A 23,350-nucleotide genomic window follows, 5' to 3' on the forward strand; every position below is an offset into this window, starting at 1 on the left:
GGCCCGATGGCGTCACGCGTTGTTCTTGCGACGGCGAAGCGCGAAGAACCCGAGCCCACCGGCCGCCGCGACACCGGCCCCGCCGAGTGCGATGGCGGCCACGGGCGACGACTCGCTCTCGGCGCCGCCACCGGTCTGCGGCGCGCCCTGGGGCTTCGTCTCGACCTGCGGCTTGGGCTGCGCCTTGGTGATGGTTCCCTTCACCGGGGCGCCGTCACAGAAGAAAGAAACGGGATAAGTGCCCGGCTTCGCGTCCTTTTTGATGGTCACCGCGAAATCGGTGTTGTACACGTTGTTCTCGTCGGGAGTCGAACTGATCGCCCGGTATTCGGCCGAGGCGATGACCGGAGACGTCGGGCTGCTGAACTTTTCCGTGTAATCACGGCTACGTTCGAGTTTGCATTTTCCCTCGACCGGCCGTGAGCATTCCACCGGCAATAAGGTTGATCTTCATTTCGATTTCCCCTCAGAAATCCCCAGTCCGCGTTATTCGCGGGAAGCTCTTGCGCTTTCGAAGACTAAGACGCCTGCCCCCGCCGGGGGTTGCGGTTCGCCAGGAAGGTCTTTTCCTGGCGAAGTGGCGGCGCTGCGGTAGCGTCGCTTCGAAGCTGTCCGACCAGGAGGTCTCATGTCCCGCCGTGACCAGATCCGCATGACGCCCGAAGAGATCAGTGCGTACTTCGACGAGCAGAAGGTCATCAACGTCGCGACCATGAGCCCGAACGGGCGGCCACATCTGGCGCCGCTTTGGTACTTCCCGCATGGCGACGGCGTCGCGACCTGGACGTACGGCAGCTCGCAGAAGGCGAAGAACCTGCGCCGCCTGCCCGAGGCGACCGTGCTGATCGAAGACGGCGACAGCTACGACAAGCTGCGCGGCGTCTCGCTCGAAGCCGACGTCGAGCTCGTCGAGGACACCGAGCGGGTCATCGAAATCGGCATCGCGCTGACGCAGCGGTACGCGGGTGGCAAGCCGGGCGATCCGGTGCCCGACGAGCTCAGGGCGTTCATCACCGCGCAGGCCGGCAAGCGGATCGGGTTGATCTTCAAGCCGACGAAGGTGATCAGCTGGGATCACGGCAAGCTCGGCGGTACCTACTAGAAAGTAGGTGTTACCTCAGGTAACATGTACCCGTCAGACCTGCTCAGAGCCTGCGGAGGTCACGGTGAACGAAGACGAGCACCTGGTGCTCCACGCCAGGAATGTCGCATTCGACTGGGCCTCGCTGCCCATGCACTGGGTCCCCGGCGAACCGCAGGTCACGCACACGATCAACGTCCTGCACATCGCGCTGCCCGAGGGTGAGCGCTGGTTCGTGGAGTTGTTCAAGCAGGCCGTCCCGCTGATCAAGGACGACCGGCTGCGCGAGGACGTGCTCGGTTTCATCGGCCAGGAGGCCATGCACGCCCAGGCGCACGACGGCGCCGCCGCGCATCTCGAAGCGGCGGGCGTCAACGTGCGGCCGTACATCGCGCAGATGGAGTGGATCTTCCGGCGGCTGCTCGGCGACCGGAATCTCACCGGCAAGGCGCGTGAGGAATGGATCGTCGAGCGGGTCGCGGTCGTCGCCGCGATCGAGCACTACACGGCGTTCCTCGGCCAGTGGGTGCTCGACGCGCCGCTGGACGGCGCCGATCCGACCATGCTCGACCTCCTGCGCTGGCATGGCGCCGAGGAGGTCGAGCATCGCTCGGTGGCGTACGACCTGTTCCAGCACCTCGACGGCCGGTACACACGGCGGGTGCGGAGCATGCTCGCGGTGACGCCGGTGCTGGCGTGGATCTTCTTGCGTGGCACGAGATTCTTGATGCGCAACGACCCGACGAACCCGGGCAAGGCACGGTGGCGCACGTACTTCAGGGCGTCCAAGCGCGGCCTGCTGCCGACCGGCCGTCAGCTGCTGCGTGAGATCACGCCGTACTTCCGGCGCTCGTACAACCCGGCCGACACCGGCAACACCGCACAGGCCGTGGCGTACCTCGCGAGCTCACCTGCCGCACGGGCGGCCGACGCAGCCTGATGACGATGACCTACCCCGAGCGGCTGGATGGCAGCGCCCGGCGCGATCGGCTGATGTCGACGCTGACCGGAGTCGTTGCCGCGTATACGAAAATGAGCACCTGGAGCGGGCGTCGCCGTCCGCCGGTGCGCGCGGTGGACCGGAAGCTGTACCTGACGGTCGAGGACGTCCGCGCCGAAGCGTCCGATGTGGTCAGTCTGCGACTCACCGGAACGCTTCCGCCTTGGCGCCCCGGCGCGCACATCGATCTGACGCTGCCTTCGGGCTTGGTCCGGCAATACTCGCTGTGCGGTGATCCGGCCGACCTGTCGCATTATCGGGTCGCGGTCAGGAAGATCGGCGCCGCGTCGTCCGAAGTGCACTCGCTCACGCCGGGAACCCGGGTGACCGCGCAAGGTCCGCGTACGGCCTTTCCGTTGCTGCCAGCCGAAAAGTACCTGTTCATCGCGGGCGGAATCGGTATCACGCCGATCCTGCCGATGGTCCGTCACGCCGACGCGATCGGCGCCGACTGGCGGCTGGTCTACGCCGGGCGCGACCGTGACTCGATGCCGTTCCTCGACGAACTGTCCGCTTTGGGCTCAGCGCGGATCTTCGTCAGGCCGGACTCCGAGTTCGGCATGCCGGTGTCCGGCGCCGAGCTACTGGAGAACGCGGCGCCGGGTGCGGCCATCTACTGCTGCGGACCGATTCCGATGATCACCGGCGTCCGGCAGGCGACCGAGGAGACCGTGTTCTACGAGCGGTTTTCCCCGCCGCCGATCGTGGCCGGGAAGCCGTTCCGGCTCACCTTGCGCAGCGGACGGACGCTCGAAGTGCCCGCCGATCGCTCGGCGCTGGACGTTCTCCGCGAGGCGATTCCCGGCGTCACGTACTCGTGCCGACAGGGCTTCTGCGGAACCTGCGCAATCCCCGACTCCGAAGGGACGCCGGTCCGCGTCTGCGTCGACCGCGAGCCGGTCACGCTCGACATCTAGACGTCCTTGAAGCCGGATGCCAAGTCCCGCAAGGCTTTGTCGAGCAGCGGGATGAGTTCCGAGCCCTCGTCGGACAGCCACTGCTCGTAGGCCGCGACGGCGACTCCGAGCACGGCGTGCGAGATCGCTTGCGGCTCAAGGGAATTCGCGGGCTGATTGAGCCGCTCGGCGACGAAGTCGGCGACCACGCGCCGCCAATCGGCGTACCGCAGCGTCGAATGCGCTTGCAGCGCGGGCACGTTCAAGATCAGCGAGAGCCGCCGCCGGTGCCAGGGCACCTCCTCCGGCTCGACGCTGTTGAAGCCGACGACGACCTCGCGGATCGCGTCCATGAGCGGCAGCTCGGGCGCGCAGGCGCGGAACCGGGCGTGCATGTGGACGAGCTGCTCGTCGAAGCTGCCCCAGGCGATGTCGTTCTTCGATGGGAAGTAGCGGAAGAACGTCCGGCGGCCGATGCCCGCGGCGGCCGCGATGTCGTCGATCGTGGTGTGATCGAAGCCGCGCTCGTCGAACAGCGCGAACGCGATGTGCTCCAGCTCGCCCTTCGAGGTGATCTTGCGGCGGCCACCGTGGCGAGCGCCGTCGGGGCTCTCAGCAGGCACGCGGACACTCACCCCTTCCATTCGGCACTGAGTGCCATTACCGTCGTTCTCGTCGATTAGAGCACGCACTGAGGAGCACACCATGCCCGAAGCAGAGCGCGAAGTCGAAGAGGCCCCCGCTGTCGAAGAGCTCCTCGTCGAAGAGGTCTCCATCGACGGTATGTGCGGCGTGTACTGAGCACGGGCATGGCACTCGACCTGGACAAGCCGTACCGCCTGAACCCCAGCGTGGCCTTGCGGCCCGAGCCGTTCGGGGCGCTCGCGTACCACTTCGGCAACCGCAAGCTGTCCTTCCTGAAGGCCCCTGACCTGGTCGAATTCGTCAAAAGCCTGGGCACGCACCCCAGCCTGCGGGTAGCGCTCACCGAGCTGCCCGACGGGCGCGCGCCGAGCTTTCTCAAAGCACTCGACTCCCTCGTCGCCACCGACATGATCGTGGAGGGCTCGTGACCGCCGTCGCCCCGCTGGTCGAGCAGTTCAAGTACGGGCTCGATGCGCCGATCTGCCTGACCTGGGAGTGGACGTACGCCTGCAATCTGGCCTGTGAGCACTGTCTTTCCTCGTCAGGGCGCCGCGATCCGAACGAGCTGTCGACCGACGAGATCAAGGCCGTGATCGACGAGCTCGAGCGCATGCAGGTGTTCTACGTGAACGTCGGCGGCGGTGAGCCCACCGTGCGGTCGGACTTCTGGGAGCTGCTGGATTACGCGATCGCGCACCACGTGGGCATCAAGTTCTCCACCAACGGCGTCAAGATCACCCCCGAGCGGGCCAGGCAGCTGGCCGCGACCGACTACGTGGACGTCCAGATTTCACTCGACGGGGCGACGCGCGAGGTCAACGACGCCGTCCGCGGGCCAGGCTCGTACGACATGGCTATGCGCGCGCTACGGAATCTGGCCGACGCGGGCATGAAGGACTTCAAGATCTCGGTCGTGATGACCCGACACAATGTGGGTCAACTTGACACATTCAAAGAAATCGCGGACGGCTTCGGAGCGCAGCTGAGGATCACCCGGCTGCGTCCCTCTGGCCGCGGCGCGGACGTGTGGGACGAGCTGCATCCGACCGCCGAGCAGCAGCTGGAGCTCTACAACTGGCTGGTCGCGAACGGCGAGAAGGTGCTCACCGGCGACTCGTTCTTCCACCTCAACGCGCTGGGCTCGTCGCCGCTGCCGGGGCTGAACCTGTGCGGCGCCGGCCGTGTCGTGTGCCTGATCGACCCGGTCGGCGACGTCTACGCGTGCCCGTTCGCGATCCATGACGTGTTCAAGGCCGGCAACGTCCGCGGCGCCGGTTTCGGGACCGTGTGGCGGGAATCGGCGCTGTTCCAGGACTTGCGGCGGCCGCAGACGGGCGGGGCGTGCAACTCCTGCTCGGCTTACGACAGCTGCCAGGGCGGCTGCATGGCGGCGAAGTTCTTCACGGGGCTGCCGCTGGACGGGCCGGATCCCGAGTGTGTCAAGGGACATGGCGAGCACGCACTGTCCACACGGGACGGTGACGCGCTGCCGAAGCCGAGCCAGGACCACTCACGACGCGTCTCGCTGGGCATCCCGTCCATTCGCGTCCGCGTGCCGGACCGCGCGTGCGACACGAGCCCGCTGGCAGGTTTGGCGTAGCGATGGCGAGTCTCACCGGCAGCGTCGAACTCGGCTCGCGAACGGCTCCCAGCCGGGTGCTGTTCGGGCCGCACGAGACCAATCTCGGGATAAAGCGGGCTTTATCCCCGCGCCACGCCGCGTACTACCAGGCGCGGGCCGAGGGCGGCGCCGGGGTGATCGTCACCGAGATCGCCTCGGTGCACGAGTCGGACTGGCCGTATGAGCGTGCGCCGCTGGCCGCGGACTGTGACTGGTCGGCGATCGTGCGAGCCTGCCGTCCACAGGGGACTCTCGTGCTCGCCGGGCTGGGGCATTCCGGTTCGCAGGGGTCGTCGGCTTACTCGCAGAACGCGCTGTGGGCGCCGTCGCGAGTGCCGGACGTCGCCAGCCGCGAGCTGCCGCTGGAGATGGACTCCGGGCAGATCCAAGCGCTGATCGACGGGTTCGCGCACGCGACCGGCATCGCCGTCCAGTCCGGTGTGGACGGTGTCGAGATCAATGCCGGGCAGTTCAGCCTGCTGCGGCAGTTCCTGTCCGGGTTGACGAACCAGCGTGGTGACGACTGGGGCGAGGACAAGGGCAAACTGCTGCGCGAGGTCCTCGCGGCCGTCAAAGGCGTGCTCGGGCCCGGAATTCTGGGACTGCGGCTGTCCTGCGACGAACTCGCGCCCTGGGCCGGGGTGACTCCCGAGCACGCGGTCGAGCTGGTGCGGTCGCTGGACGTCGACTACCTCGCCGTCGTCCGTGGGTCGGCGATGGGCGCGTCGGCGACCAGGCCGGATCTGCACACCGAGCCGGGATTCAACATCGAACTGTGCCGTCAGATCCGGGCGGTCGCGACTTTTCCCGTTGTGCTGCAAGGCAGTGTGGTCGACCCGGGTCAAGCCCAGTGGGCGCTGGACGACGGGGTCGCCGACCTGGTGGAGATGACGCGCGCGCAGATCGCCGATCCGGCACTCGTGTCGAAGGTCCGCGCCGGGCGCTCGATCCGGCCGTGTTCGCTGGACAACGCGAAATGCATGGTCCGCGACAACCGCAACCCCATCGTCACCTGCTCCGCCGAGCCCCGCAGCGGGCACGAGAGCACCGACCCCGGAATCGAGAGCGGCGCGGCCCATGATGGACACGCACTGGTGGTTGGCGGGGGCCCGGCCGGGCTCGAAGCAGCGAGAGTGCTCGCCCTGCGTGGTTATCAAGTCCGGCTCACGGAGCGGTCGGCGGAACTGGGCGGCGCACTCGCGCTCGCCGCGAAGGTCGGCGGACGTGGCCGTCTCCAGTCCTTTGTGGATTGGCTGATCGCGGAGGTCACCGCGCTCGGCGTGGACGTCCGGCTGAAGACCGAAAGCACTGCGGCCGATCTCGAGCAGGCTTCGCGGAATGGGGATTTGATCGTGTTGGCGACCGGGAGCAAGCCTGGTCGTCGTGCTTACTCGGTCGTCGGCGAGCCACATGTCGTTGGCTACCAAGAGTTCTATGAGGCGGGCGCGTTGGTCTCGGATGGTCCGGTCGTGGTATTCGACCCCGTCGGCGGGCCGATCGGCGTCGGCACCGCCGAGCTGGTGGCCGCGTCCGGCCGTGAAACCGCGTTGATCACACAGGACCAGGTCGTGGGCACGCTGCTGGCGATCACCGGTGACCTCGCCGACGCGAACCGGCGGGTGCAGCAGGCGGGCGTGACGCTGCACAAGTCGACGCTGCTGCGTGAGGTGCATCCGGCGCATCTGGTGGTCGAGGACCGCTTCACCGCGCGGCGCCGGGAAATCCCGTGTGCCACCTTGATCGACTGCGGGCATCGGCTGCCGGACGACTCGCTGACGCACCCGGACGCGATCCCGGCGGGCGACCGGGTCGCGCCGAGGACGGTGCACGAAGCCGTGCTCGAAGGACGGCGCGCGGCGGGTGTGCGATGAGCGGCGGGCAGTACAAGTACCTGTTCACCCCGCTCAAGCTGGGGCCGGTCACGGTGAAGAACCGGGTGGTGTTCTCCGCGCACCTGACCAACTACGCCGAGGACGGTCACCCGAGCGAGCAGCACGCGGCGTACTACGCGGCGCGCGCGGTCGGCGGGGCCGGGCTGATCATCACCGAGGAACACTCGACGCATCCGACGGACTGGCCGTACGAGAAGCTGATCCACGGTTTCAATCCGTCTGTGGTGCCTGGATACCGGCGGATCACCGAGGCGGTGCACGCGCACGGGGTGCCGATTTTCGCGCAGCTCAACCACAATGGCGGGCAGGCGTCGAGCATGTACTCGCGACTGCCGGTTTGGGCACCGAGCCCGGTGGCCGACCCGATGTTCCGCGAAGTCCCCAAGGCCGTCTCGCAGCGGGAGATCGCGGAGATCGTCCGCGGGTACGCGATCGTGGCCGAGCATTGTGCTCAGGGCGGCTTCGACGGGATCGAGTTGCAGTGCTCGCACTCGTCGATCGTGCGCGGTTTCCTCTCTCCCGCGACGAATATCCGGACCGACGACTACGGCGGCAGCCTGGAGAACCGGTCGCGGCTGCTGATCGAGATCGTCGAAGCGGTGCGCGCGGCGATCGGCCCCGGGCTGGCGCTCGGGGTGCGGATCTGCGGCGACGAGCTGATCGACGGCGGCACGACGATCGACGAGGCGGTGCGGATCGCGCAGCTCGTCGAGGCGACCGGCAAGGTCGACTACATCAACACCTCGATCGGCGTGGCGACCGCGACGCTGTACATGATCGAGGCGTCGATGCACATCCCGCCCGGCTACGCGATGTTCATCCCGAGCGCGATCAGGGACAAGGTGCGGATCCCGGTGGTCGGCGTCGGCCGGTTCAAGGACCCGGTGCAGGCGGACCGCGCGCTCGCCGAGGGGCATTGCGACCTGATCGGTGTCGTGCGCGGGCAGATCGCGGACCCGGATTTCGTGCGCAAGGCGCGGGCCGGGCATGCCACGGACATCCGGACTTGTCTTTCGTGCAACCAGGAATGCGTGGGGCGGATGGGCCTCAACCGCTGGCTCGGCTGCATCGAAAACCCGCGCACCGGCAAGGAAGCGACCCCGTTGCCGATGCCGTCCGTGCGTCCGCGGAACGTGCTGGTCATCGGCGGCGGCCCAGCTGGCCTGCAAGCCGCTTCGACGGCCGCGCAACGCGGGCATCGCGTCACGCTGGTCGAGAAGGCTTCGCAAACCGGCGGTCAAGTGGCTTTGGCCGCGAGCGTGCCCTCGCGAGCGGAGTTCCTGGACGTCACCCGGAACCTGCACGCCGAGTGCCGGCGCTACGGTGTCGAGATCCGCACGGGCGTCGACGCCGATCTGGACCTGGTGCGCCGAGAACGCCCCGACGCGGTGGTGCTGGCGACCGGCGCGCACGCGGACCGGCCGTGGTGGGCGGGCTCGCTGGAGCGGATCGTGGACGTGCGCGCCGTGCTCGACGGCTCGGTCAGTCCACAAGGGACTGTCGTGCTCGTCGACGACCTCGGCTTCCACCAGGCGACGTCGACCGCGGAACTGCTCGCCGACCGCGGCTGCTCGGTGCGCGTGATCACCTCGGGCATGGTCGTCGGCCAGGACCTCGGCATCACGCTCGACATGGAGACCTGGAACGTCCGCGCCGACGCCAAGGGCATCGGCCAGCAAACCGATCTGGTCGTGATGGGCGCCTCTGCGTCCGAGGACGGCGGCGTCACGCTGCAGGTGCTGCGGCACACCACGGGCGAGAACCTGGAGATGACGGCCGACTGGGTCGTGCTCGCCGTGCACGCGCGTCCCGCCGACGAGCTCTGGGCCGAACTGTCCACAATGGATCTCAAGTCCTATCGCGTCGGCGACTGCCTCACCCCGCGCCGAGCCCATGCCGCGGTCATCGAAGGCCACCGAGCGGGAGCGTCACTGTGATCGCCCTGATCCCGGTCCGCGACGGCACCCTCCCCGCCGGAGCCGACGAAGCCTGCGCCGAAGCGTCCGGCCACGCGCTCCTGATCGGCTCAGGCACCCACGCCGCGGCCGACGCCCTGACCTCCCTGCGCCACGCCATCCTGGCCGAAGCGGGCGACTACGCCCCCGCCGCCTGGGCAACCGCCCTGGCCTCCCATTTCCGCAGCTCAGAGCCCCCCTACGTAGTAAGTTCGCCCCCCGCCCACCCTGGGGGCCAGCCCTACAACAGTCTATCGGCCCCGACCCCCACCCCAGGCCCATCAACAGGAGTTGTCCACACCCCAGGCCAACTGTGGATAACCGACAAATCCCCAGGTCAGGGCCTCATTCTCCCCGCCTCTCCCGACGGTCGAGACCTCGCTCCACGGATTGCCTTCGCACTCGACATCCCCCTGCTCGCCGGCGCGATCGAGATCCACCGGACCGGCGCGAGGCTCGCGAGGTGGGGATCGAAAACCATGGTCGACGTCGAGGTCGACGGACCGTTCGTGGCCACGTTGGTCCCGGGCGTCCGCACAGTCGAAAGAGCCTCCGAAAACACACGCGAAAAACTCAACTGGCCGGAGCAGGACGCACAGGACGCCGAGGTGCTCGAAGTGCTTCCCCCGGACCCGAAGACGGCCGACCTCGCGGAGGCGCCTCGGATTCTCGGAGCCGGAGCGGGGCTTACGAAGAACAACGGCAAGGAAGCCATCGAGTTGCTTGAGAAGGTCGCGGACGCGCTGCAAGCGTCTGTCGGCGCGACGCGGGTGGTCACCGATGCCGGGCATGCGAGTTATCAGCGGCAGATCGGGACCACGGGGGTCGTCGTCGATCCCGAGTTGTACATCGCGTTCGGGATATCCGGGGCCGCGCAGCACATCGGCGGGCTCGGTGCGCCGAAGCACGTGGTCAGCGTCAACACCGATCCGAGCTGCCCGATGACCGCGATGGCCGATCTCGGCATCGTCACGGACGCGACCGCGTTGCTCGAGGAACTCGCCAAGGAGATCACGCATGAGTGAGCACGCGGGTCCGGCGACCAAGACCGCGACGCCCAGCACGAGCGCCGTGACCTTCGACGTCGTGGTCGTCGGCGCGGGCCCGGCCGGGTCGGCCGCCGCGCTGGAACTCGCCAGGCAGGGCCATCGGGTCGCGCTGGTCGAGCGCGGCGCGTTCCCCGGCGCGAAGAACGTCTACGGCGGCGTGATCTACGGCCGCATCCTCGACGAGCTGATCCCGAACTGGTGGGAAGAAGCGCCGATCGAACGCTGGGTGACCCGGCGCCAGACCATGCTGATGACGCCGACCCAGTCGCTCACGGTCGACTTCCGCACCGAGAACTGGGGCAAGCCGCCGTACAACGGCGCCACGGCGCACCGCGCCAAGTTCGACGCCTGGCTCGCGTCGAAGGCCGAGGAGGCCGGCGCCGAGCTGATCACGTCGACCGTGGTCACCGGCCTGCTCACCGAGAACGGCCGCGTCGTCGGCGTCCGCACGGACCGCCCGGAGGGCGACTTCAAAGCCCAGATCGTCATCGCGTGCGACGGCGTGAACTCGTTCCTCGCCAAGCAAGCGGGCATGTACCCGGACGGCCAGGTGCACCACACCACGCTCGGCGTCAAGGAAACCCTCGCACTGCCAAGGGAAACCATCGAAGAGCGGTTCGGCGTCAGCGGCACCGACGGCGTCGACATCGAACTCGTCGGCGGCACCAGGGGCATCGCGGGCGGCGGTTTCCTCTACACCAATCTCGACTCGATCAGCGTCGGCGTCGTGCTGAGCCTGACCGAACTCGGCAAGGCCAAGGTCCGCCCGGAGGAGCTCATCGCCGACCTCAAACGCCATCCGGCCATCGCGCCGCTGGTCAAGGGCGGCGAGCTGATCGAGTATGCCGCGCACCTCATCCCCGAGGGCGGCTACAAGACCATGCCGAAGCTGACCGGCGACGGCATCCTCGTCACCGGCGACGCCGCCGCGATGTGCCTGGCGGCCGGGATCTGGCTGGAGGGCGTCAACTTCGCCATCGGCTCCGGCATGTACGCGGGCCGCGCCGCAGCTGAGGCGCTGAGCAACAACACGACTGACCTGTCCGGTTACGAGCGCAGGCTGCACGAGTCGTTCGTGCTCGCCGACCATCGCAAGCTCAAGGGCGCGCCGGAGCTGCTCCTCGGCGACCGCGTGCAGAACAAGTACCCGGCGATGATCTGCGACCTGGTCGAGAACCTTTTCCAGGTCACGAATCCGGAGCCGAAACCCGGTCTGCGCAAGCTGCTGCGGCGTGGCACGAAACAACACGGCATCCGGCTGCGCGACCTGGCGAAGGACGCGATCACCGGGTTCCGGGCGTACGGATAGGCGGGCCGATGGACTACCCAGAGATCTCCTTCGAGGACCGGATGTCCACAGTGGACTTCCAGGTCTCGCAGCGTGCGCATATCGAGGTCGACTCCGAGATCTGCAACTCCTGCACCACCCGCGAGTGCGTGCACGCGTGCCCGGCGAACCTGTTCGTGCCCACCACCGACGGCGGCATCCTGTTCAACTACGAGCAGTGCTTCGAGTGCGGCACCTGCTACCTGCTCTGCAACAAGCAGGGCGCGATCAGCTGGACCTACCCCGACGGCGGCGACGGCGTCACCTTCCGGAAGGGGTGAGCCGTGCTGATCGTGGTCGCTCTGCGCTGGATCGAGTCGCTCACCAGCGGACTCGGCGCCGCCGACGAGTGCGCGCTCGAGCACGCGCTGAGGCTGGCCGAGCAGCTCGACGCCCAGACGCTGGCCGTCACCGCGGGCCCCGAACCCGCTGAGGCCGTACTGCGAACCGCGCTCGCCTCGGGCATCGGCGACGCGGTGCGCGTCGACCTCACCGAGGACGAGACCGACGACGGTTCCCGCGTCGCCAAGGCGCTGGCCGACGCCATCCCGGCGCCCGATCTCGTGCTCTGCGGCGATCACTCGGCCGACCGCGGCACCGGCGCCACCCCCGCGTTCCTCGCGGCGGCGCTCGGCGCGCGCCAAGCACTCGGCGCGCTCTCGCTTACCTGGGACGGAAAACTGCTGGTAGAGCGCCGTCTCGATGGCGGCCGACGTGAACGCCTCGCAGTCGGCCTGCCCGCGGTCTGCTCGGTCGAGCCCGCCGACGTGCGTCTGCGCCGCGCGTCGCTCCCCGGCCTGCTCGCCGCACGCAAGGCGGCTATCACCGTCCACAAAGCTCTGTCCACAAGAGACGATCGGATCACCGTCGAGCGCACGCGGCGGTTCAGCCCGCGCACCCGGCGCGTGCCGCCGCCGGAGGGCGCTGAGCCGCACACCCGGCTGCTCGCGCTGACCGGCGCGCTCGCCGAGCACGACCCACCCCGGCTCGTGCACCCGGCCGACGCCAAGGCCGGAGCCGCCGAACTGCTCGCCTACCTGCGGCAACACGGGTACCTGGAATGAGCGGGATCTTGCTCGTGCCGACCGGCTCGTGCGAGCAGCACGGGCCGCATCTGCCGTTCGACACCGACACCCGGATCGCGACCGCGGTCGCCTCGGCAGGCGGCGAACTGGTCGCGCCCGCGCTCGCCTACGGCTCGTCCGGCGAGCACGAGGAGTTCGACGGCACGGTGTCCATCGGGCACGAAGCGCTCCGGACGGTGCTGATCGAGTTCGGCCGATCGGCCTGCCGCTGGGCGGACAAGGTCGTGTTCGTCAACGCGCACGGCGGCAACGTGCCCGCGCTCGTCTCGGCGATCCGGCTGCTGCGGTACGAGCACCGCGAGACCGCCTGGTTCGCTTGTGCGCCAACGGAAGGCGACGCGCACGCCGGGCACACCGAGACCTCGCTGATGCTGGCGATCGCGCCGGAGACAGTCGACATGGGCAAAGCGGCGCCCGGCAACACAACGCCGCTCGAAGACCTGATGCCGTCGCTGCGCAAGGGAAAGCTGCGTGAGATCAGCCCGAACGGTGTGCTCGGCGACCCGACCGGAGCCACCGCCGAGCACGGCCGCGAACTGCTGGACGCGCTGGTCACCGGCCTGCGCACGGCGATCGAACGCTGGCAGCCCGACTCGCACGGACGGCTCCGATGACCGTCGCGATCGTCACCGGCGCGGCGCGCGGCATCGGCCACGCGACCGTCGAGAAGCTCGCGAAAGATGGCTGGGACGTCGTCGCCGTCGACCTCTGCGCCGATGACCCGCATGTCGGCTACCCACTCGCGACGCGCGCCGAGCTCTTCGCGCTCGCCGACGCCTGGCCCAACGTCCGCGGCGTCATTGCCGACGTCCGCGACGCCGACGCGCTGACCGGCGCGGTCCACGTCGCGCTCGACGAGTTCGGCCGGATCGACGCCGCGATCGCGGCCGCCGCCATCATCGCGGGCGGCCAGCCGTTGTGGGAGACCGAGGACAAGGACTGGGACGCGCTGTTCGACATCGGCGTCCGCGGCGTCGCGAACCTGGCACGCGCGGTCATCCCGGCGATGCTGACCAGCGAAGAGCCGCGGCACGGCCGGTTCGTCGCGCTCGCGTCGGCGGCCGGGCATCGCGGGCTGTGGCGCCTCGCCGCCTACAACGCGGCCAAGCACGCCGTCGTCGGGCTCGTCCGCGGGCTCGCGACCGATCTGCGCGGCACCGGGATCACCGCCGTCGCGGTCTCACCCGGTTCGACGGACACGCCGATGCTCGCCGCGTCCGCCGATCTCTACGGCCTCGAAGGCATCGGTGAGTTCGCCCAGCACCAGCTGATCGACCGGATACTGCACCCCGCCGAGATCGCCGAGGTCATCGCGTTCCTGTGCTCGCCGTCGGCGTCGTCGATCACCGGCACGGTCGTGCACACCGACGGCGGGTTCACCGCGTGAGGACCGTCCGGCTCGACGCCGGCGTCCGCTGGCTCGACGACGAAACCCTGCTCGGCGGCGCGCCCCCGCGACTGATGAAGCTCTCGAAAACCGCCCGTGAGCTGCTGAAAGACAACGAACTCACGGTCACGAACCCGGCCACGGCCAAACTGGCCGACCAGCTGCTCGCGGCGGGCGCCGCGCACCCGAAGAACCAGGCCACGAGCACGCGCCCGGTGTCCGTGGTCATCCCCGTCCACAACCGCGGCGCCGAGTTGCGCCGCCTGCTCGACGCGCTCGACCTGCCCGCGGGCTCCGAGGTCATCGTGGTCGACGACGCCTCCGACCGGGATAAAGCGGGCTTTATGCCACTCCGGGATAAAGCCCGCTTTATCCGGCATGAGGTCAACCGGGGGCCCGCGGCGGCGCGGAACACGGGGCTCAAGGCCGCGCGACACGAGATCGTCGCGTTCTTGGATTCGGACGTCGTGCCCGAGGCGGGCTGGCTGGAGACGTTGCTGGCGCACTTCGACGACCCGCGCGTCGCGCTCGCGGCGCCTCGGATAGTCGGTTTGCGCAAATCCGGTGAGAACGCGCTGACCAGGTACGAACACGCCAGATCATCGCTCGATCTGGGCCCGGACGAGGCGCTGATCGTCCCCAGGACCAGGGTCGCGTACGTGCCGAGCGCGGCGATGCTCGTCCGGGTGTCCGCGGTCGGCGGCGGGTTCGCCGAGGAGATGCGGGTGGCCGAGGACGTCGACCTCGTCTGCCGTCTGCACGCCGACGGGCACCGGCTCGTCTACGACCCGGCCGCCCGCGTCGCGCACGAGCATCGCGACACACTCGGCCCGTGGCTCGGCCGCAAGGCGTTCTACGGAACCGGCGCCGCGCAGCTCGCACTCCGACATCCCGGGACGGTCCCGCCGGTCAACCTCTCGGCGTGGGCCGCGGTCGTCTGCGTGCTCCTGACCAGCCAAAAGCGCTGGGCGACGGCGTTGGCGGCGATCATCACCGCGGTCAGCACCGCCCGTCTCGCCGGTGCACTCAAGATGGTGCGCGAGCCGCTGAAAACGGCCGTGCGGCTCAACGCGATGACGCTCACTGGCGCCGCCTGGCAGACCGCGGGCGCGTTGACCAGGCACTGGTGGCCGCTCGCGCTGGCAGGCGCGCTCTTCTCGCGCCGGATCCGGCGTGCGATCGCCGTCGCCGCGCTGGCCGAGGGTGTCGCCGATTGGTGGCAGCACCGGGGGGAACTCGACCCGGTCCGCTACCTCGTGTTCCACCGGATCGACGATCTCGCGTACGGCGGCGGGCTGTGGTGGGGCGCCGTACGGCACCGCACCACAGCACCGCTTCAGCCGAGGGTCACGCGGGGACCCAGGCGCCGATCACCGGATTGAAGCCGCGGATGGTCCGCTCGGCGACCGCGCCCTCGAGGTAGTACGGGTCCTGGTTGATGATGTCGAGCAACGCGGTCTCGTCCTCGGCCTGATACAGCGTCACGCCGCCGGTGCCGTCGGCGAGCGGGCCGGCGACCGCCACCACGCCGTCGTCGGCCAGCTTGGTGAGGAATTCACGGTGCCGTGGCCGGACATCGCCGTACTTCTCTTGCACATAACGGATTTCGACGAAGAACCAGGCCATGACATCTCCTCGACAGTGCGGGCGGTACGTTGAGACGCTACCGAGCCATGCCCAGCCCGTGAGCTGGGCGTCTCACAATTTGAACTGTGGCAATACCCGGGCGACCCGATAGGCTGAGCGGGCGGATATCCAGGGTCAACGACAGGCGGGGCACATGTTGGAGGGCAGCGCGGAGCGGAGTGTGGAAGCCACACTCGGACACCTTCGCATCATCGATGGGCCGGCACCCGCACGGGAGGCCGCCCCAGCACCGCTGACACTGGAAGACCTCTATCGCCAGCATCGCATGCGCCTGGTGCGGCTGGCGATCTTGCTCGTCGACGAGCCCGCGACGGCCGAGGACGTCGTACAGGAAGCGTTTACCGGTTTGCACCGTAACTGGGGAAACCTGCGCGACGCCGCCGCCGCGATCGGCTACCTGCGCACCGCCGTGGTCAACGGGTCACGCAGCGTGCTGCGCCGCCGCAAGACCGCGCGCGAGTACGTCCCGCCACACGCGGTGAACGCTCGATCGGCCGAAAGCCTCGCGATGCTGTCCACCGAGCACCAGGCGGTGGTCAGCGCGCTGTCCAAGCTTCCCCCACGTCAGCGCGAGGTTTTGGTGCTCCGCTACTACGGCGGGCTGAGCGAGGCCGAGATTTCGGAGGCCGCCGGTATTTCGAAGGGTACCGTTAAGTCAACCGCCAGCCGGGCGCTTGAAGCACTGCAAAAGGCCATGCAGACCTCCAACTGACCCGGTGATCCGTATCAAACCGCAAAGTTGTATCTGCCATGTCTGGTCCAGACCAATATATGCTGGGGTGCGTGAAGGGCGCCGGAGACTTTGTGATCACGGGCGGCCGGGTGGCAGGCCCGGACCGTCTACTGGACGATGGCTGGATTGCCGTCTCCGGAGGGCTGATCAAGCAGATTGGTAGCGGGACACCTCCCGACGGGCATCACGTGGACGTGGGCGGGGCACTGGTCGTGCCCGGTTTCATCGACACGCACTGCCACGGCGGCGGTGGCGGTTCGTTCTCCAGCGGGGATCCCGAGGAGATACTGACCGCGGTCCGCGCGCATCGGCGGCATGGCACGACCACGATGATGGCGAGCCTGGTGTCGGACCCGATCCGCCTGCTCTGCGACCAGATCGCCGCGCTGCGCGAGCTGCACGAGGACGGCGACATCGCCGGTATCCACCTCGAAGGCCCGTTCATCTCGAAGGCGCGCTGCGGGGCCCACGACCCGGACACGCTACTCGAACCGGACACGGCGACCATCAACGCGCTGCTGGCCAAGGGCCGCGGCGCGATTCGTATGGTCACCCTCGCGCCGGAGCTGCACGGCGGTGTCAAGGCCGTCCGCCAGCTCGCGGAGTCCGGCGTCATCGCCGCGCTCGGGCACACCGACGGCGTCGAGGAGCAGATCCGGCCCGCCATCGACGCGGGCGCGACCGTCGCGACGCATCTGTTCAACGGCATGCGCCCGCTGCACCACCGCGAGCCAGGCCCGATCGGCGCGCTGCTCGACGACGAGCGCATCACGGTCGAGCTCATCTGCGACCTCGTCCACATTCACCCGACCGTGTTACGCCTGGCCGCGGTGCACGCAGGGCTGAGCCGGACGGTGCTGATCACCGACGCGATGTCGGCGACCGACGCGGCCGACGGCAGCTACCGGCTCGGGCGCCTCGAGGTCGACGTCAGCGGCGGTGTCGCGACGCTCGCCGAGAACGGTTCGCTGGCCGGCAGCACGCTGACCATGGACACGGCGTTCCGCAACCTGGTCCATGGCGCGAAGCTCGGCCTGCTCAGCGCGGTCCGCGCGACGTCGGGCAAGCCGGCCGAGCTGCTGGGCATCGCCGACCGCACCGGTTCGCTGAAGCCGGGCCTGGCCGCGGACATCGTCGTGCTCGACGACGAGCTGCGTCCGTCGAAGGTCCTCCGCAAGGGTGAGTGGGTCGCCGAGGTCGGAACAGCTACCGTGGGGTCATGAGCGAGGGGAAGGACCCGGAACGGCTGCTGGCCGACGCGCTGCGCGCGCAGGCCGTCTTCGCGCCGTCCACCACACCGGTCGAGTCGACGACCGGCAGCATGCCGCCGTTGCAGTACGGGCTGCTGTCGGGCACCGGCGCGGACTCGCTCGAACGGGAGCGGGCCGCGCTCGATTCGTCGACCGAGGAGGTCACGCCACCGACCGTCCAGCAGCCGGTGGTGGCGACGCAGTCACCGTTGCCGGTGGTGTGGATCCTGGTGCTCGCGGTGCTGCTGGGATTGGCCGCAGGCTCGGTCGTCGGGCTGCTGACCCTGCTGTAGGGCCGCACTCAGGGTGACCCTGTACCGTTTTTGTCGTGATCCTCGCGCAGACCACGGTCCAGATGTCCCTCTTGCCCTCGTGGCTCGACCCGCAGCACCTGCTTTCGGGCCTGACCACGACGGTCATCGCCGTGCTGTGCCTGATCATCTTCATCGAGAGCAGCATCTTCCCGGTGCTGCCCGGTGACTCCCTGCTGTTCACCGCGGGGCTGTTCATCGCGAACGACACCATCAAGGCACCACTCTGGCTGGTCTGCGTGCTGGTCACGATCGCCGCGCTGCTGGGCAACGCGACCGGGTACTTCATCGGTTACAAGGCGGGCCCCGCGCTGTTCAAGCGCCCGGATTCCAAGTTCTTCAAGCAGGAATACGTCGACAAGACGCACGCGTTCCTCGAGAAGCACGGCCCGAAGGCCGTCGTGCTCGCGCGCTTCGTGCCGTTCGTCCGCACGTTCATCACCTGGATCGCCGGCATCGGCCGGATGGACCCGAAGCGCTACTTCACGTACACGGTCATCGGCGGCATCCTGTGGGCCGCGGGCATCACGGTGCTCGGCTACCTGCTGGGCGACATCGAGTTCATCAAGAACAACGTGGACGCGATCTTCATCGTGATCGTCCTGGTCTCCGTGGTCCCGATCGCGCTCGAGTGGCTCAAGGCGCGTCGCGAGAAGAACGCGCACCCCGAGGCCGACGCCGAGGTCACCCAGCGCATCCCCCGCATCGACGGCTAAGAGGCTCGTGAGTGTTGCGGGCGGTTAGAGCGAACCGGTATTCGATGACCTACCCGTGACGTGGCCTTGGCTGGCGCGCACGGACGGGGCGTTTCCCACTCACCCGGCCGCGGTCTGGGTGACAAGGGCGGCCCTTGTCACCCAGAGCGTGACAAGGGCGGCCCTTGTCACGTGCCACGGTGGACGAGCCGCGCGAGTGGAAGAATTTCTGCACCCAACGGAGCAAACCTTCCACTCGCACCGACACTCGGGCGACAGGTAGCCAAGTACCGGTCCGCTAGAACCGGCCGTACCACTCACGACCCCTTCTAGAGCGAGAACATCGAGCCCGGGTTGAAGAGGTTGCCCGGGTCCAGGGCTTGCTTGATCTGCCGGTGCACCTTCAGCCCGACCGGCCCGATCTCCTTGGCGAGCCACTCGCGCTTGATCTTGCCGATGCCGTGCTCACCGGTGACGGTCCCGCCCAGCGAAAGCCCGATCTCCAGGATCTCGTCGAAAGCCTGCTGAGCACGGGCGAACTCGTCCTCGGAGTCCGGCGAGTACACGATCGTCGGGTGCATGTTCCCGTCGCCCGCGTGCCCGACGACGGCGATCCGCAGATCGACTTTTTCGCTCACCCGCTGGCATCCGGCGATCAGCTCGGCGATGCGCGTGCGCGGGACGCAGACGTCGTCGGTCAGCCAGACGCCGTACATCTCCAGCGCGGTCAACACGACGCGGCGCGCCTGCAGGAGCATGTTGCCCTCGGCGATGTCGTCGGTGGCGTAGGCGAGGCTGGCGCCGCAGTCGACGCAGATCTGTTCCAGCGCGGCGAGTTCGCGCCGCGCGACCTCGCCGCCGGAGTCCGACTGGGCGAGCAGCAACGCCTGGCAGTCCGAGCCAGCGCCGAGATCGGTCTTGAGATACGTCTCGGCCGCCTTGATCGACGTCGCGTCCATGATCTCCAGCAGCGACGGCACCAGGCCCTCGCGCACGACCCTGGCGACCGCTTCGCCGGCGGCCTCGGTGCTGCTGAAGCCGGCGACGAGTGTCGAAGGTGCCTGCGGCAACGGCTTCAGCGCGACGGTCGCCTGGGTGATCACGCCCAGAGTTCCTTCGCTGCCAACGAAAAGCCGGGCGAGGTCGTAGCCGGCGACACCCTTCACCGTGCGGCGGCCGGTCTTCAGCAGTGAGCCGTCGGCGAGCACGACTTCCAGTCCCAGCACCGAATCCGTGGTGACGCCGTACTTGACGCAGCACAGCCCGCCCGCGTTGGTGGACAGGTTGCCGCCGATGGTGCACCAGTCGTAGCTGGAGGGGTCCGGCGGATAGAACAGGCCGTGTTTTTCAACGGCGTTGCGGAAATCGAGGTTCACCACGCCCGGCTGGACCACGGCGAGGCGGTTGCCCGCGTCGATCTCGACGATCTGGTCGAGCTTGGTCAGCACGAGCACCACGCAGCCGTCGATGGCGTTCGCCGCGCCCGAAAGCCCGCTGCCGGCACCGCGCGGCACGATCGGCACGCCCGCCTCGGCGCAAGCACGGACAGTCGCCTGGACACCCTCCACATCGACAGGCAGCACCACTGCCAGCGGTTTTCCGACGGGCGCGAGCGGCATCATGTCGCGCGCGTAACTGTCAGTGACATCGGCGTCGGTGAGCACGGCCGCGGTGCCGAGCTCCTCACGCAGCCGGGTGACGAGGGCGTCGTTGCTCATGCGTCAACGGTAACTCCATCGGCTATCGTCGCCCGGGTGGATCACCAGGCAATGGCCGAGGAGCTGGCCAGGCTGCGGACCGTCGTCGAAGAGCAGGCCCGCACGATCGAGGCGCTGGTCGCCTCACGCGAGCACATGACCCAGTGGCTGACCGACCATGGCAAAGCGATCGAGGATCACAGCCGCGGCCTCGGCGACCATGGCAAGGAGTTCTTCGGCATCAACGAGCGGATCTCCGCGCTCGAGCCGTTGAAAGAGGCGTTGCGGCACAACAACGACTGGCTGGCGGGGCACACGACCGCGTTGGAAGGCCTGCACATCCGGACCGACGGGCTGGAGAGCGCGGAGTCCGTGCACGTGTTCACCCAGTGGCTCGGCCAGCTCGAGCTGTCCACCGGCCCCAAGATCTCGGTCATCATGCCGACGCACAACCGGGCCGGGCTGCTGCCGCGCGCGGTCGCGTCCGTGCTCACGCAGGCGTATCCGAACCTGGAGCTGGTGATCGTCGACGACGCCAGCTCCGACGAGACCCCCGAGGTCATCGCCGGTTTCGACGATCCGCGAGTCCGATCGATCCGCACCGGGCACGGCGGCGTCTGCGCGGCGCGCAACGCGGGACTCGACGTGGCGACCGGCGAGGTCATCACCTACCTCGACGACGACAACACCATGCACCCGCTCTGGCTCAAGGCGCTGGCCTGGGCGTTCGGCAAGCATCCCGAGGTCGAGGCAGCGTACGGCGGCTTCGTCATCGACGACATCGAGCGGGTGCATCGCGGCGCCGGCGGCAGCCTGCCCCGGCTGATGCTGCGCCCGTACAGCCGCGAGGTGCTACTCAAGGAGAACCTGGCCGACATCAGCGCCGTCGGCCACCGCGCCGGGCTGCCCGCCGCGCGCTTCGACGAGTCGCTGCGCGAGATGGGCGACTGGGACCTGCTCTGCGCGCTGACCGCCGAGCGCGAGCCGATGGTCATCCCGGCGATCGCGTGCTTCTACTCGACGGACGCGCCGGATCGCCTCTCCCATGGGCCTACCTATGATGCGGACTTCGCCAAGGTCCGAGGAAAGCACGCACTATGACCAAGATCCTCGTCGTCGCCCTCGACGCCTGCGACCCCGACACCATCCGCGCCATGGCGGCGGACGGTGAGGTGCCCACGCTCGCCCGGCTGCTCGAGCGGAGCGCGTCGGCCACCACGCGCAATCCGTACGGACTGTTCGTCGGCTCGCTGTGGAGCAGCTTCTTCACCGCGCGCACGGCCGCGCGGACCGGTTTCCACTGCTGGGAAGAGGTCGACACCAAGACCTACGAGCGCAGGCTGACCAGTCCGCTGGAGATCCGCGGCACCCCGTTCTGGGAAACCTTGTCGGCCGCGGGCAAACGGGTGGCCGTGCTGGACGTGCCGCACTCGAAGGCGAAGCCGTTGAACGGCGTGATGGTCTGCGAATACGCCTGCCACGACCGGCATTTCGGCTTCCACACCTCGCCGCCCGCGCTGGCCAAGGAGATCGAGACCGAGATCGGCCTGACCCCGATCCTGACCGCCGAGCCGCATCTGGTCCGCGATTGGGCGCCGGACGACTACCTGCACCGCGAGGGCGACCACCGCACGGCCGACGAGGAACGCGCGCTGACGCACGGCCTCGTCGACGGCATCGAGCTGAAGACGCAGCTGTCGACCCAGCTGCTCGCGAAGGGCGACTGGGATCTTTTCCTGACGGTGTACGGGGAATCGCACAGCATCGGCCATCAGCAGTGGCACCTGCACGACCCTGAGCACCGCTCCTACGTGGCCGCCTTGGGCGAGGAGCTGGACCCGATCCGGTCGGTCTACCGCCAGCTCGACACCGCGATCGGCGAGCACCTGGCGTTGGCCGAGGAGGACACGACGGTGTTCGTGCTGCTCAGCCATGGCATGGGCCCGCGCTACGAAGGCAGTCACCTGCTGCACGAGCTGCTGCGGCTTCTCGACCAGGCCGCTTCCGAAGGCTTCCAAGGATCCTCGCTGAAGCAGTTCGCCAAGCGGAAGGTGTCGGGCATGCCGGCGCTGGCGTCGGGCGTGCTGCCGTTCCTGCGGCGGCGATTGGCGCGGAACCCGCTGCCCGCGGTGCCGAACTGGGCGACCCCCGAGCAGCGTGCCCGTCAGCGATACTTCTTGTCCCCCAACAACTTCGTGTTCGGCGGGGTGCGGATCAACCTCGAAGGCCGTGAGCCGTCCGGCGTCGTCAAGCGCGCCGACTACGAGGCCGTGTGCGACCAGCTGACCGAGGATCTGCTCGCGCTGGTCAACGTCGAGACGGGCGAACCCGTGGTCCGCGCGGTCTCGCGCACTTCAGACCACTACGACCGCGAAGCCGACGATTCACTGCCCGACCTGCTGATCGACTGGGGCCGCAGCGGGCCGATCGAGACGGTCTGGTCACCGAAGACCGGTGTCGTCCACGGCCCCGACACCCATTGGCGCACCGGCGACCACCGCCCCGACGGGCTGCTGCTGGCGAGCGGGCCCGGCTTCACACCGGGTACCGCGCTGCCGGACATGGACGTCGTGGACTTCGGGGCGAGCCTGTCGGCGATGCTCGGCGTGACGCTGGACGACGACACCGACGGCAAGCCCTTGGACTGGGCTACCGCGTCATCCCGTACACCCGCTCGATCCGAATAGTCAGCAGCACGCGCTCGTCCGACACCATCGCGGCGCGGTACTCGTCCCAGTCCGGGTGCTCGCCCTTGATACGGCGGTACAGGCCGACGAGCGCCTCGACCGTGGCGTCGTGCGGCTCCTTCGCGACGTCCGTGAGCTCGGCGGTGCCCTCGGCGACCGCGTAGGACCAGCCGTCGGGCAGTGTCACGTGGTAGCTGGCGCGCGGGTCGCGGCGGAGGTTCTTGGTCTTGGCACGCGGCTCCGTGATGGACACCAGGATCGTGCCGGCGTCGGCGTCGTAGAAGTGCGTGACGTTGGACAGCTGCGGCCTGCCGTCGCGCTTGAGTGTCGCGAGCACGCCGAGCTGGACCTCGCCGAAGAGCCTGCGGAGCGCTGTGTCGTCGGTCATAGTG

Annotated in this window: 26 protein-coding genes; 21 read left to right on the top strand and 5 right to left on the bottom strand. The window is 68.6% G+C overall.

The genetic code is table 11. The annotated features are described in order from the left end of the window. Positions 1-12: 12 nt before the first annotated feature. Positions 13-291, bottom strand: a complete 279-nt coding sequence (locus BLV57_RS11440) for a hypothetical protein (RefSeq protein WP_143047032.1) — start codon at positions 289-291, stop codon at positions 13-15. A 337-nt stretch (positions 292-628) separates the two neighbouring features. Between BLV57_RS11440 and BLV57_RS11445 the strand changes: the two genes are divergently transcribed. The 3 genes from BLV57_RS11445 to BLV57_RS11455 all read left to right on the top strand — a co-directional run bounded on the left by BLV57_RS11445 (position 629) and on the right by BLV57_RS11455 (position 2,998). Then, positions 629-1,102 carry a pyridoxamine 5'-phosphate oxidase family protein gene (locus BLV57_RS11445; protein ID WP_091288605.1) on the top strand — a complete coding sequence of 158 codons (474 nt, stop codon included), beginning with the start codon at positions 629-631 and terminating at the stop codon, positions 1,100-1,102. 64 nt (positions 1,103-1,166) lie between these two features. Next, complete coding sequence (locus BLV57_RS11450) at positions 1,167-2,021, top strand: metal-dependent hydrolase (RefSeq protein ID WP_091288606.1); 855 nt, start codon at positions 1,167-1,169, stop codon at positions 2,019-2,021. Further along, a complete protein-coding gene (locus BLV57_RS11455) occupies positions 2,021-2,998 on the top strand; it encodes a PDR/VanB family oxidoreductase (protein WP_091288607.1) in 978 nt (325 codons plus the stop codon). The genes BLV57_RS11450 and BLV57_RS11455 overlap by 1 nt, the downstream gene beginning before the upstream one ends. Here BLV57_RS11455 and mftR read toward each other — a convergent pair. Next, positions 2,995-3,600: a mycofactocin system transcriptional regulator gene (mftR, locus tag BLV57_RS11460; protein WP_245757268.1), complete on the bottom strand. Its 606-nt coding sequence runs from the start codon at positions 3,598-3,600 to the stop codon at positions 2,995-2,997. The genes BLV57_RS11455 and mftR overlap by 4 nt on opposite strands. A gap of 82 nt (positions 3,601-3,682) precedes the next feature. On the opposite strand from mftR, the gene mftA reads away from it, so the two are divergent. Genes mftA through mftF form a run of 12 tightly spaced genes read left to right on the top strand, consistent with a single transcriptional unit; the run spans position 3,683 to position 15,320 of the window. Then, on the top strand, positions 3,683-3,778 hold the full coding sequence (gene mftA, locus BLV57_RS11465) for a mycofactocin precursor MftA (protein ID WP_091288609.1): 96 nt from the start codon (positions 3,683-3,685) through the stop codon (positions 3,776-3,778). 8 nt (positions 3,779-3,786) lie between these two features. Beyond that, positions 3,787-4,050, top strand: coding sequence for a mycofactocin biosynthesis chaperone MftB (mftB, locus tag BLV57_RS11470; RefSeq protein WP_091288610.1), 264 nt, complete (start codon positions 3,787-3,789; stop codon positions 4,048-4,050). Beyond that, positions 4,047-5,222, top strand: coding sequence for a mycofactocin radical SAM maturase (mftC, locus tag BLV57_RS11475; RefSeq protein WP_091288611.1), 1,176 nt, complete (start codon positions 4,047-4,049; stop codon positions 5,220-5,222). Before mftB ends, mftC begins: the two co-directional genes overlap by 4 nt. 2 nt (positions 5,223-5,224) lie before the next feature. Further along, a complete protein-coding gene (locus BLV57_RS11480) occupies positions 5,225-7,114 on the top strand; it encodes a mycofactocin system FadH/OYE family oxidoreductase 1 (RefSeq protein WP_091288612.1) in 1,890 nt (629 codons plus the stop codon). Next, positions 7,111-9,072 carry a mycofactocin system FadH/OYE family oxidoreductase 2 gene (locus tag BLV57_RS11485; RefSeq protein WP_091288613.1) on the top strand — a complete coding sequence of 654 codons (1,962 nt, stop codon included), beginning with the start codon at positions 7,111-7,113 and terminating at the stop codon, positions 9,070-9,072. Before BLV57_RS11480 ends, BLV57_RS11485 begins: the two co-directional genes overlap by 4 nt. Then, positions 9,069-10,115, top strand: a complete 1,047-nt coding sequence (locus BLV57_RS11490) for a mycofactocin-associated electron transfer flavoprotein alpha subunit (protein ID WP_245757269.1) — start codon at positions 9,069-9,071, stop codon at positions 10,113-10,115. The genes BLV57_RS11485 and BLV57_RS11490 overlap by 4 nt, the downstream gene beginning before the upstream one ends. Continuing rightward, positions 10,108-11,448, top strand: coding sequence for an FAD-dependent oxidoreductase (locus tag BLV57_RS11495; protein ID WP_091288614.1), 1,341 nt, complete (start codon positions 10,108-10,110; stop codon positions 11,446-11,448). Before BLV57_RS11490 ends, BLV57_RS11495 begins: the two co-directional genes overlap by 8 nt. An 8-nt stretch (positions 11,449-11,456) precedes the next feature. Next, complete coding sequence (locus BLV57_RS11500; RefSeq protein ID WP_091288615.1) at positions 11,457-11,747, top strand: ferredoxin family protein; 291 nt, start codon at positions 11,457-11,459, stop codon at positions 11,745-11,747. Positions 11,748-11,750: 3 nt separating this feature from the next. Beyond that, the gene (locus BLV57_RS11505) at positions 11,751-12,530 is read left to right on the top strand and encodes a mycofactocin-associated electron transfer flavoprotein beta subunit (RefSeq protein ID WP_091288616.1); all 780 of its coding nucleotides are present in this window, start codon (positions 11,751-11,753) and stop codon (positions 12,528-12,530) included. Next, entirely contained in the window at positions 12,527-13,165 is a 639-nt protein-coding gene (gene mftE, locus BLV57_RS11510; protein WP_091288617.1) for a mycofactocin biosynthesis peptidyl-dipeptidase MftE, read from the top strand. Before BLV57_RS11505 ends, mftE begins: the two co-directional genes overlap by 4 nt. Next, positions 13,162-13,938 carry a mycofactocin-coupled SDR family oxidoreductase gene (locus BLV57_RS11515; protein WP_091288618.1) on the top strand — a complete coding sequence of 259 codons (777 nt, stop codon included), beginning with the start codon at positions 13,162-13,164 and terminating at the stop codon, positions 13,936-13,938. The genes mftE and BLV57_RS11515 overlap by 4 nt, the downstream gene beginning before the upstream one ends. Then, the gene (gene mftF, locus BLV57_RS11520) at positions 13,935-15,320 is read left to right on the top strand and encodes a mycofactocin biosynthesis glycosyltransferase MftF (RefSeq protein ID WP_091288619.1); all 1,386 of its coding nucleotides are present in this window, start codon (positions 13,935-13,937) and stop codon (positions 15,318-15,320) included. The genes BLV57_RS11515 and mftF overlap by 4 nt, the downstream gene beginning before the upstream one ends. Here mftF and BLV57_RS11525 read toward each other — a convergent pair. Beyond that, positions 15,286-15,564 (bottom strand): YciI family protein, encoded by a 279-nt coding sequence (locus BLV57_RS11525; RefSeq protein ID WP_091288620.1) that lies wholly within the window; start codon positions 15,562-15,564, stop codon positions 15,286-15,288. The genes mftF and BLV57_RS11525 overlap by 35 nt on opposite strands. Positions 15,565-15,718: 154 nt before the next feature. Here BLV57_RS11525 and BLV57_RS11530 point away from each other — a divergent pair, with 154 nt between their 5' ends. The 4 genes from BLV57_RS11530 (at position 15,719) to BLV57_RS11545 (ending at position 18,595) form a co-directional block, all read left to right on the top strand. Beyond that, positions 15,719-16,297 (top strand): SigE family RNA polymerase sigma factor, encoded by a 579-nt coding sequence (locus tag BLV57_RS11530; RefSeq protein ID WP_176968569.1) that lies wholly within the window; start codon positions 15,719-15,721, stop codon positions 16,295-16,297. Between the two features lie 92 nt (positions 16,298-16,389). Beyond that, positions 16,390-17,541: an N-acetylglucosamine-6-phosphate deacetylase gene (gene nagA, locus BLV57_RS11535; RefSeq protein ID WP_091288622.1), complete on the top strand. Its 1,152-nt coding sequence runs from the start codon at positions 16,390-16,392 to the stop codon at positions 17,539-17,541. After that, positions 17,538-17,861, top strand: coding sequence for a hypothetical protein (locus BLV57_RS11540; RefSeq protein ID WP_091288623.1), 324 nt, complete (start codon positions 17,538-17,540; stop codon positions 17,859-17,861). Before nagA ends, BLV57_RS11540 begins: the two co-directional genes overlap by 4 nt. 35 nt (positions 17,862-17,896) lie before the next feature. Continuing rightward, positions 17,897-18,595, top strand: a complete 699-nt coding sequence (locus BLV57_RS11545; protein ID WP_091288624.1) for a DedA family protein — start codon at positions 17,897-17,899, stop codon at positions 18,593-18,595. A gap of 308 nt (positions 18,596-18,903) precedes the next feature. On the opposite strand, the gene BLV57_RS11550 is transcribed toward BLV57_RS11545, so the two are convergent. After that, on the bottom strand, positions 18,904-20,292 hold the full coding sequence (locus BLV57_RS11550; RefSeq protein WP_091288625.1) for an FAD-binding oxidoreductase: 1,389 nt from the start codon (positions 20,290-20,292) through the stop codon (positions 18,904-18,906). A gap of 36 nt (positions 20,293-20,328) precedes the next feature. Between BLV57_RS11550 and BLV57_RS11555 the strand changes: the two genes are divergently transcribed. Both BLV57_RS11555 and BLV57_RS11560 read left to right on the top strand, forming a co-directional pair. Continuing rightward, a complete protein-coding gene (locus BLV57_RS11555) occupies positions 20,329-21,372 on the top strand; it encodes a glycosyltransferase family 2 protein (RefSeq protein ID WP_245757270.1) in 1,044 nt (347 codons plus the stop codon). Continuing rightward, a complete protein-coding gene (locus BLV57_RS11560) occupies positions 21,369-22,958 on the top strand; it encodes an alkaline phosphatase family protein (protein WP_091288627.1) in 1,590 nt (529 codons plus the stop codon). Before BLV57_RS11555 ends, BLV57_RS11560 begins: the two co-directional genes overlap by 4 nt. Here BLV57_RS11560 and BLV57_RS11565 read toward each other — a convergent pair. After that, positions 22,921-23,346: a PPOX class F420-dependent oxidoreductase gene (locus BLV57_RS11565; RefSeq protein WP_091288628.1), complete on the bottom strand. Its 426-nt coding sequence runs from the start codon at positions 23,344-23,346 to the stop codon at positions 22,921-22,923. The two genes, BLV57_RS11560 and BLV57_RS11565, sit on opposite strands and share 38 nt — an antisense overlap. Positions 23,347-23,350: the final 4 nt, after the last annotated feature.

This window comes from Amycolatopsis xylanica (assembly GCF_900107045.1).
GTDB classification, from domain to species: domain Bacteria; phylum Actinomycetota; class Actinomycetes; order Mycobacteriales; family Pseudonocardiaceae; genus Amycolatopsis; species Amycolatopsis xylanica.

Coding starts and splice junctions, on each gene's coding strand:
- mftA (WP_091288609.1), top strand. CDS start 3,683: ATGCCCGAAGCAGAGCGCGAAGTCGAAGAGGCCCCCGCTGTCGAAGAG.
- BLV57_RS11550 (WP_091288625.1), bottom strand. CDS start 20,292: ATGAGCAACGACGCCCTCGTCACCCGGCTGCGTGAGGAGCTCGGCACC.
- BLV57_RS11565 (WP_091288628.1), bottom strand. CDS start 23,346: ATGACCGACGACACAGCGCTCCGCAGGCTCTTCGGCGAGGTCCAGCTC.
- BLV57_RS11540 (WP_091288623.1), top strand. CDS start 17,538: ATGAGCGAGGGGAAGGACCCGGAACGGCTGCTGGCCGACGCGCTGCGC.
- BLV57_RS11500 (WP_091288615.1), top strand. CDS start 11,457: ATGGACTACCCAGAGATCTCCTTCGAGGACCGGATGTCCACAGTGGAC.
- BLV57_RS11455 (WP_091288607.1), top strand. CDS start 2,021: ATGACGATGACCTACCCCGAGCGGCTGGATGGCAGCGCCCGGCGCGAT.
- BLV57_RS11560 (WP_091288627.1), top strand. CDS start 21,369: ATGACCAAGATCCTCGTCGTCGCCCTCGACGCCTGCGACCCCGACACC.
- BLV57_RS11525 (WP_091288620.1), bottom strand. CDS start 15,564: ATGGCCTGGTTCTTCGTCGAAATCCGTTATGTGCAAGAGAAGTACGGC.
- BLV57_RS11530 (WP_176968569.1), top strand. CDS start 15,719: ATGTTGGAGGGCAGCGCGGAGCGGAGTGTGGAAGCCACACTCGGACAC.
- BLV57_RS11445 (WP_091288605.1), top strand. CDS start 629: ATGTCCCGCCGTGACCAGATCCGCATGACGCCCGAAGAGATCAGTGCG.
- BLV57_RS11495 (WP_091288614.1), top strand. CDS start 10,108: ATGAGTGAGCACGCGGGTCCGGCGACCAAGACCGCGACGCCCAGCACG.
- BLV57_RS11485 (WP_091288613.1), top strand. CDS start 7,111: ATGAGCGGCGGGCAGTACAAGTACCTGTTCACCCCGCTCAAGCTGGGG.
- mftE (WP_091288617.1), top strand. CDS start 12,527: ATGAGCGGGATCTTGCTCGTGCCGACCGGCTCGTGCGAGCAGCACGGG.
- mftB (WP_091288610.1), top strand. CDS start 3,787: ATGGCACTCGACCTGGACAAGCCGTACCGCCTGAACCCCAGCGTGGCC.
- BLV57_RS11515 (WP_091288618.1), top strand. CDS start 13,162: ATGACCGTCGCGATCGTCACCGGCGCGGCGCGCGGCATCGGCCACGCG.
- BLV57_RS11480 (WP_091288612.1), top strand. CDS start 5,225: ATGGCGAGTCTCACCGGCAGCGTCGAACTCGGCTCGCGAACGGCTCCC.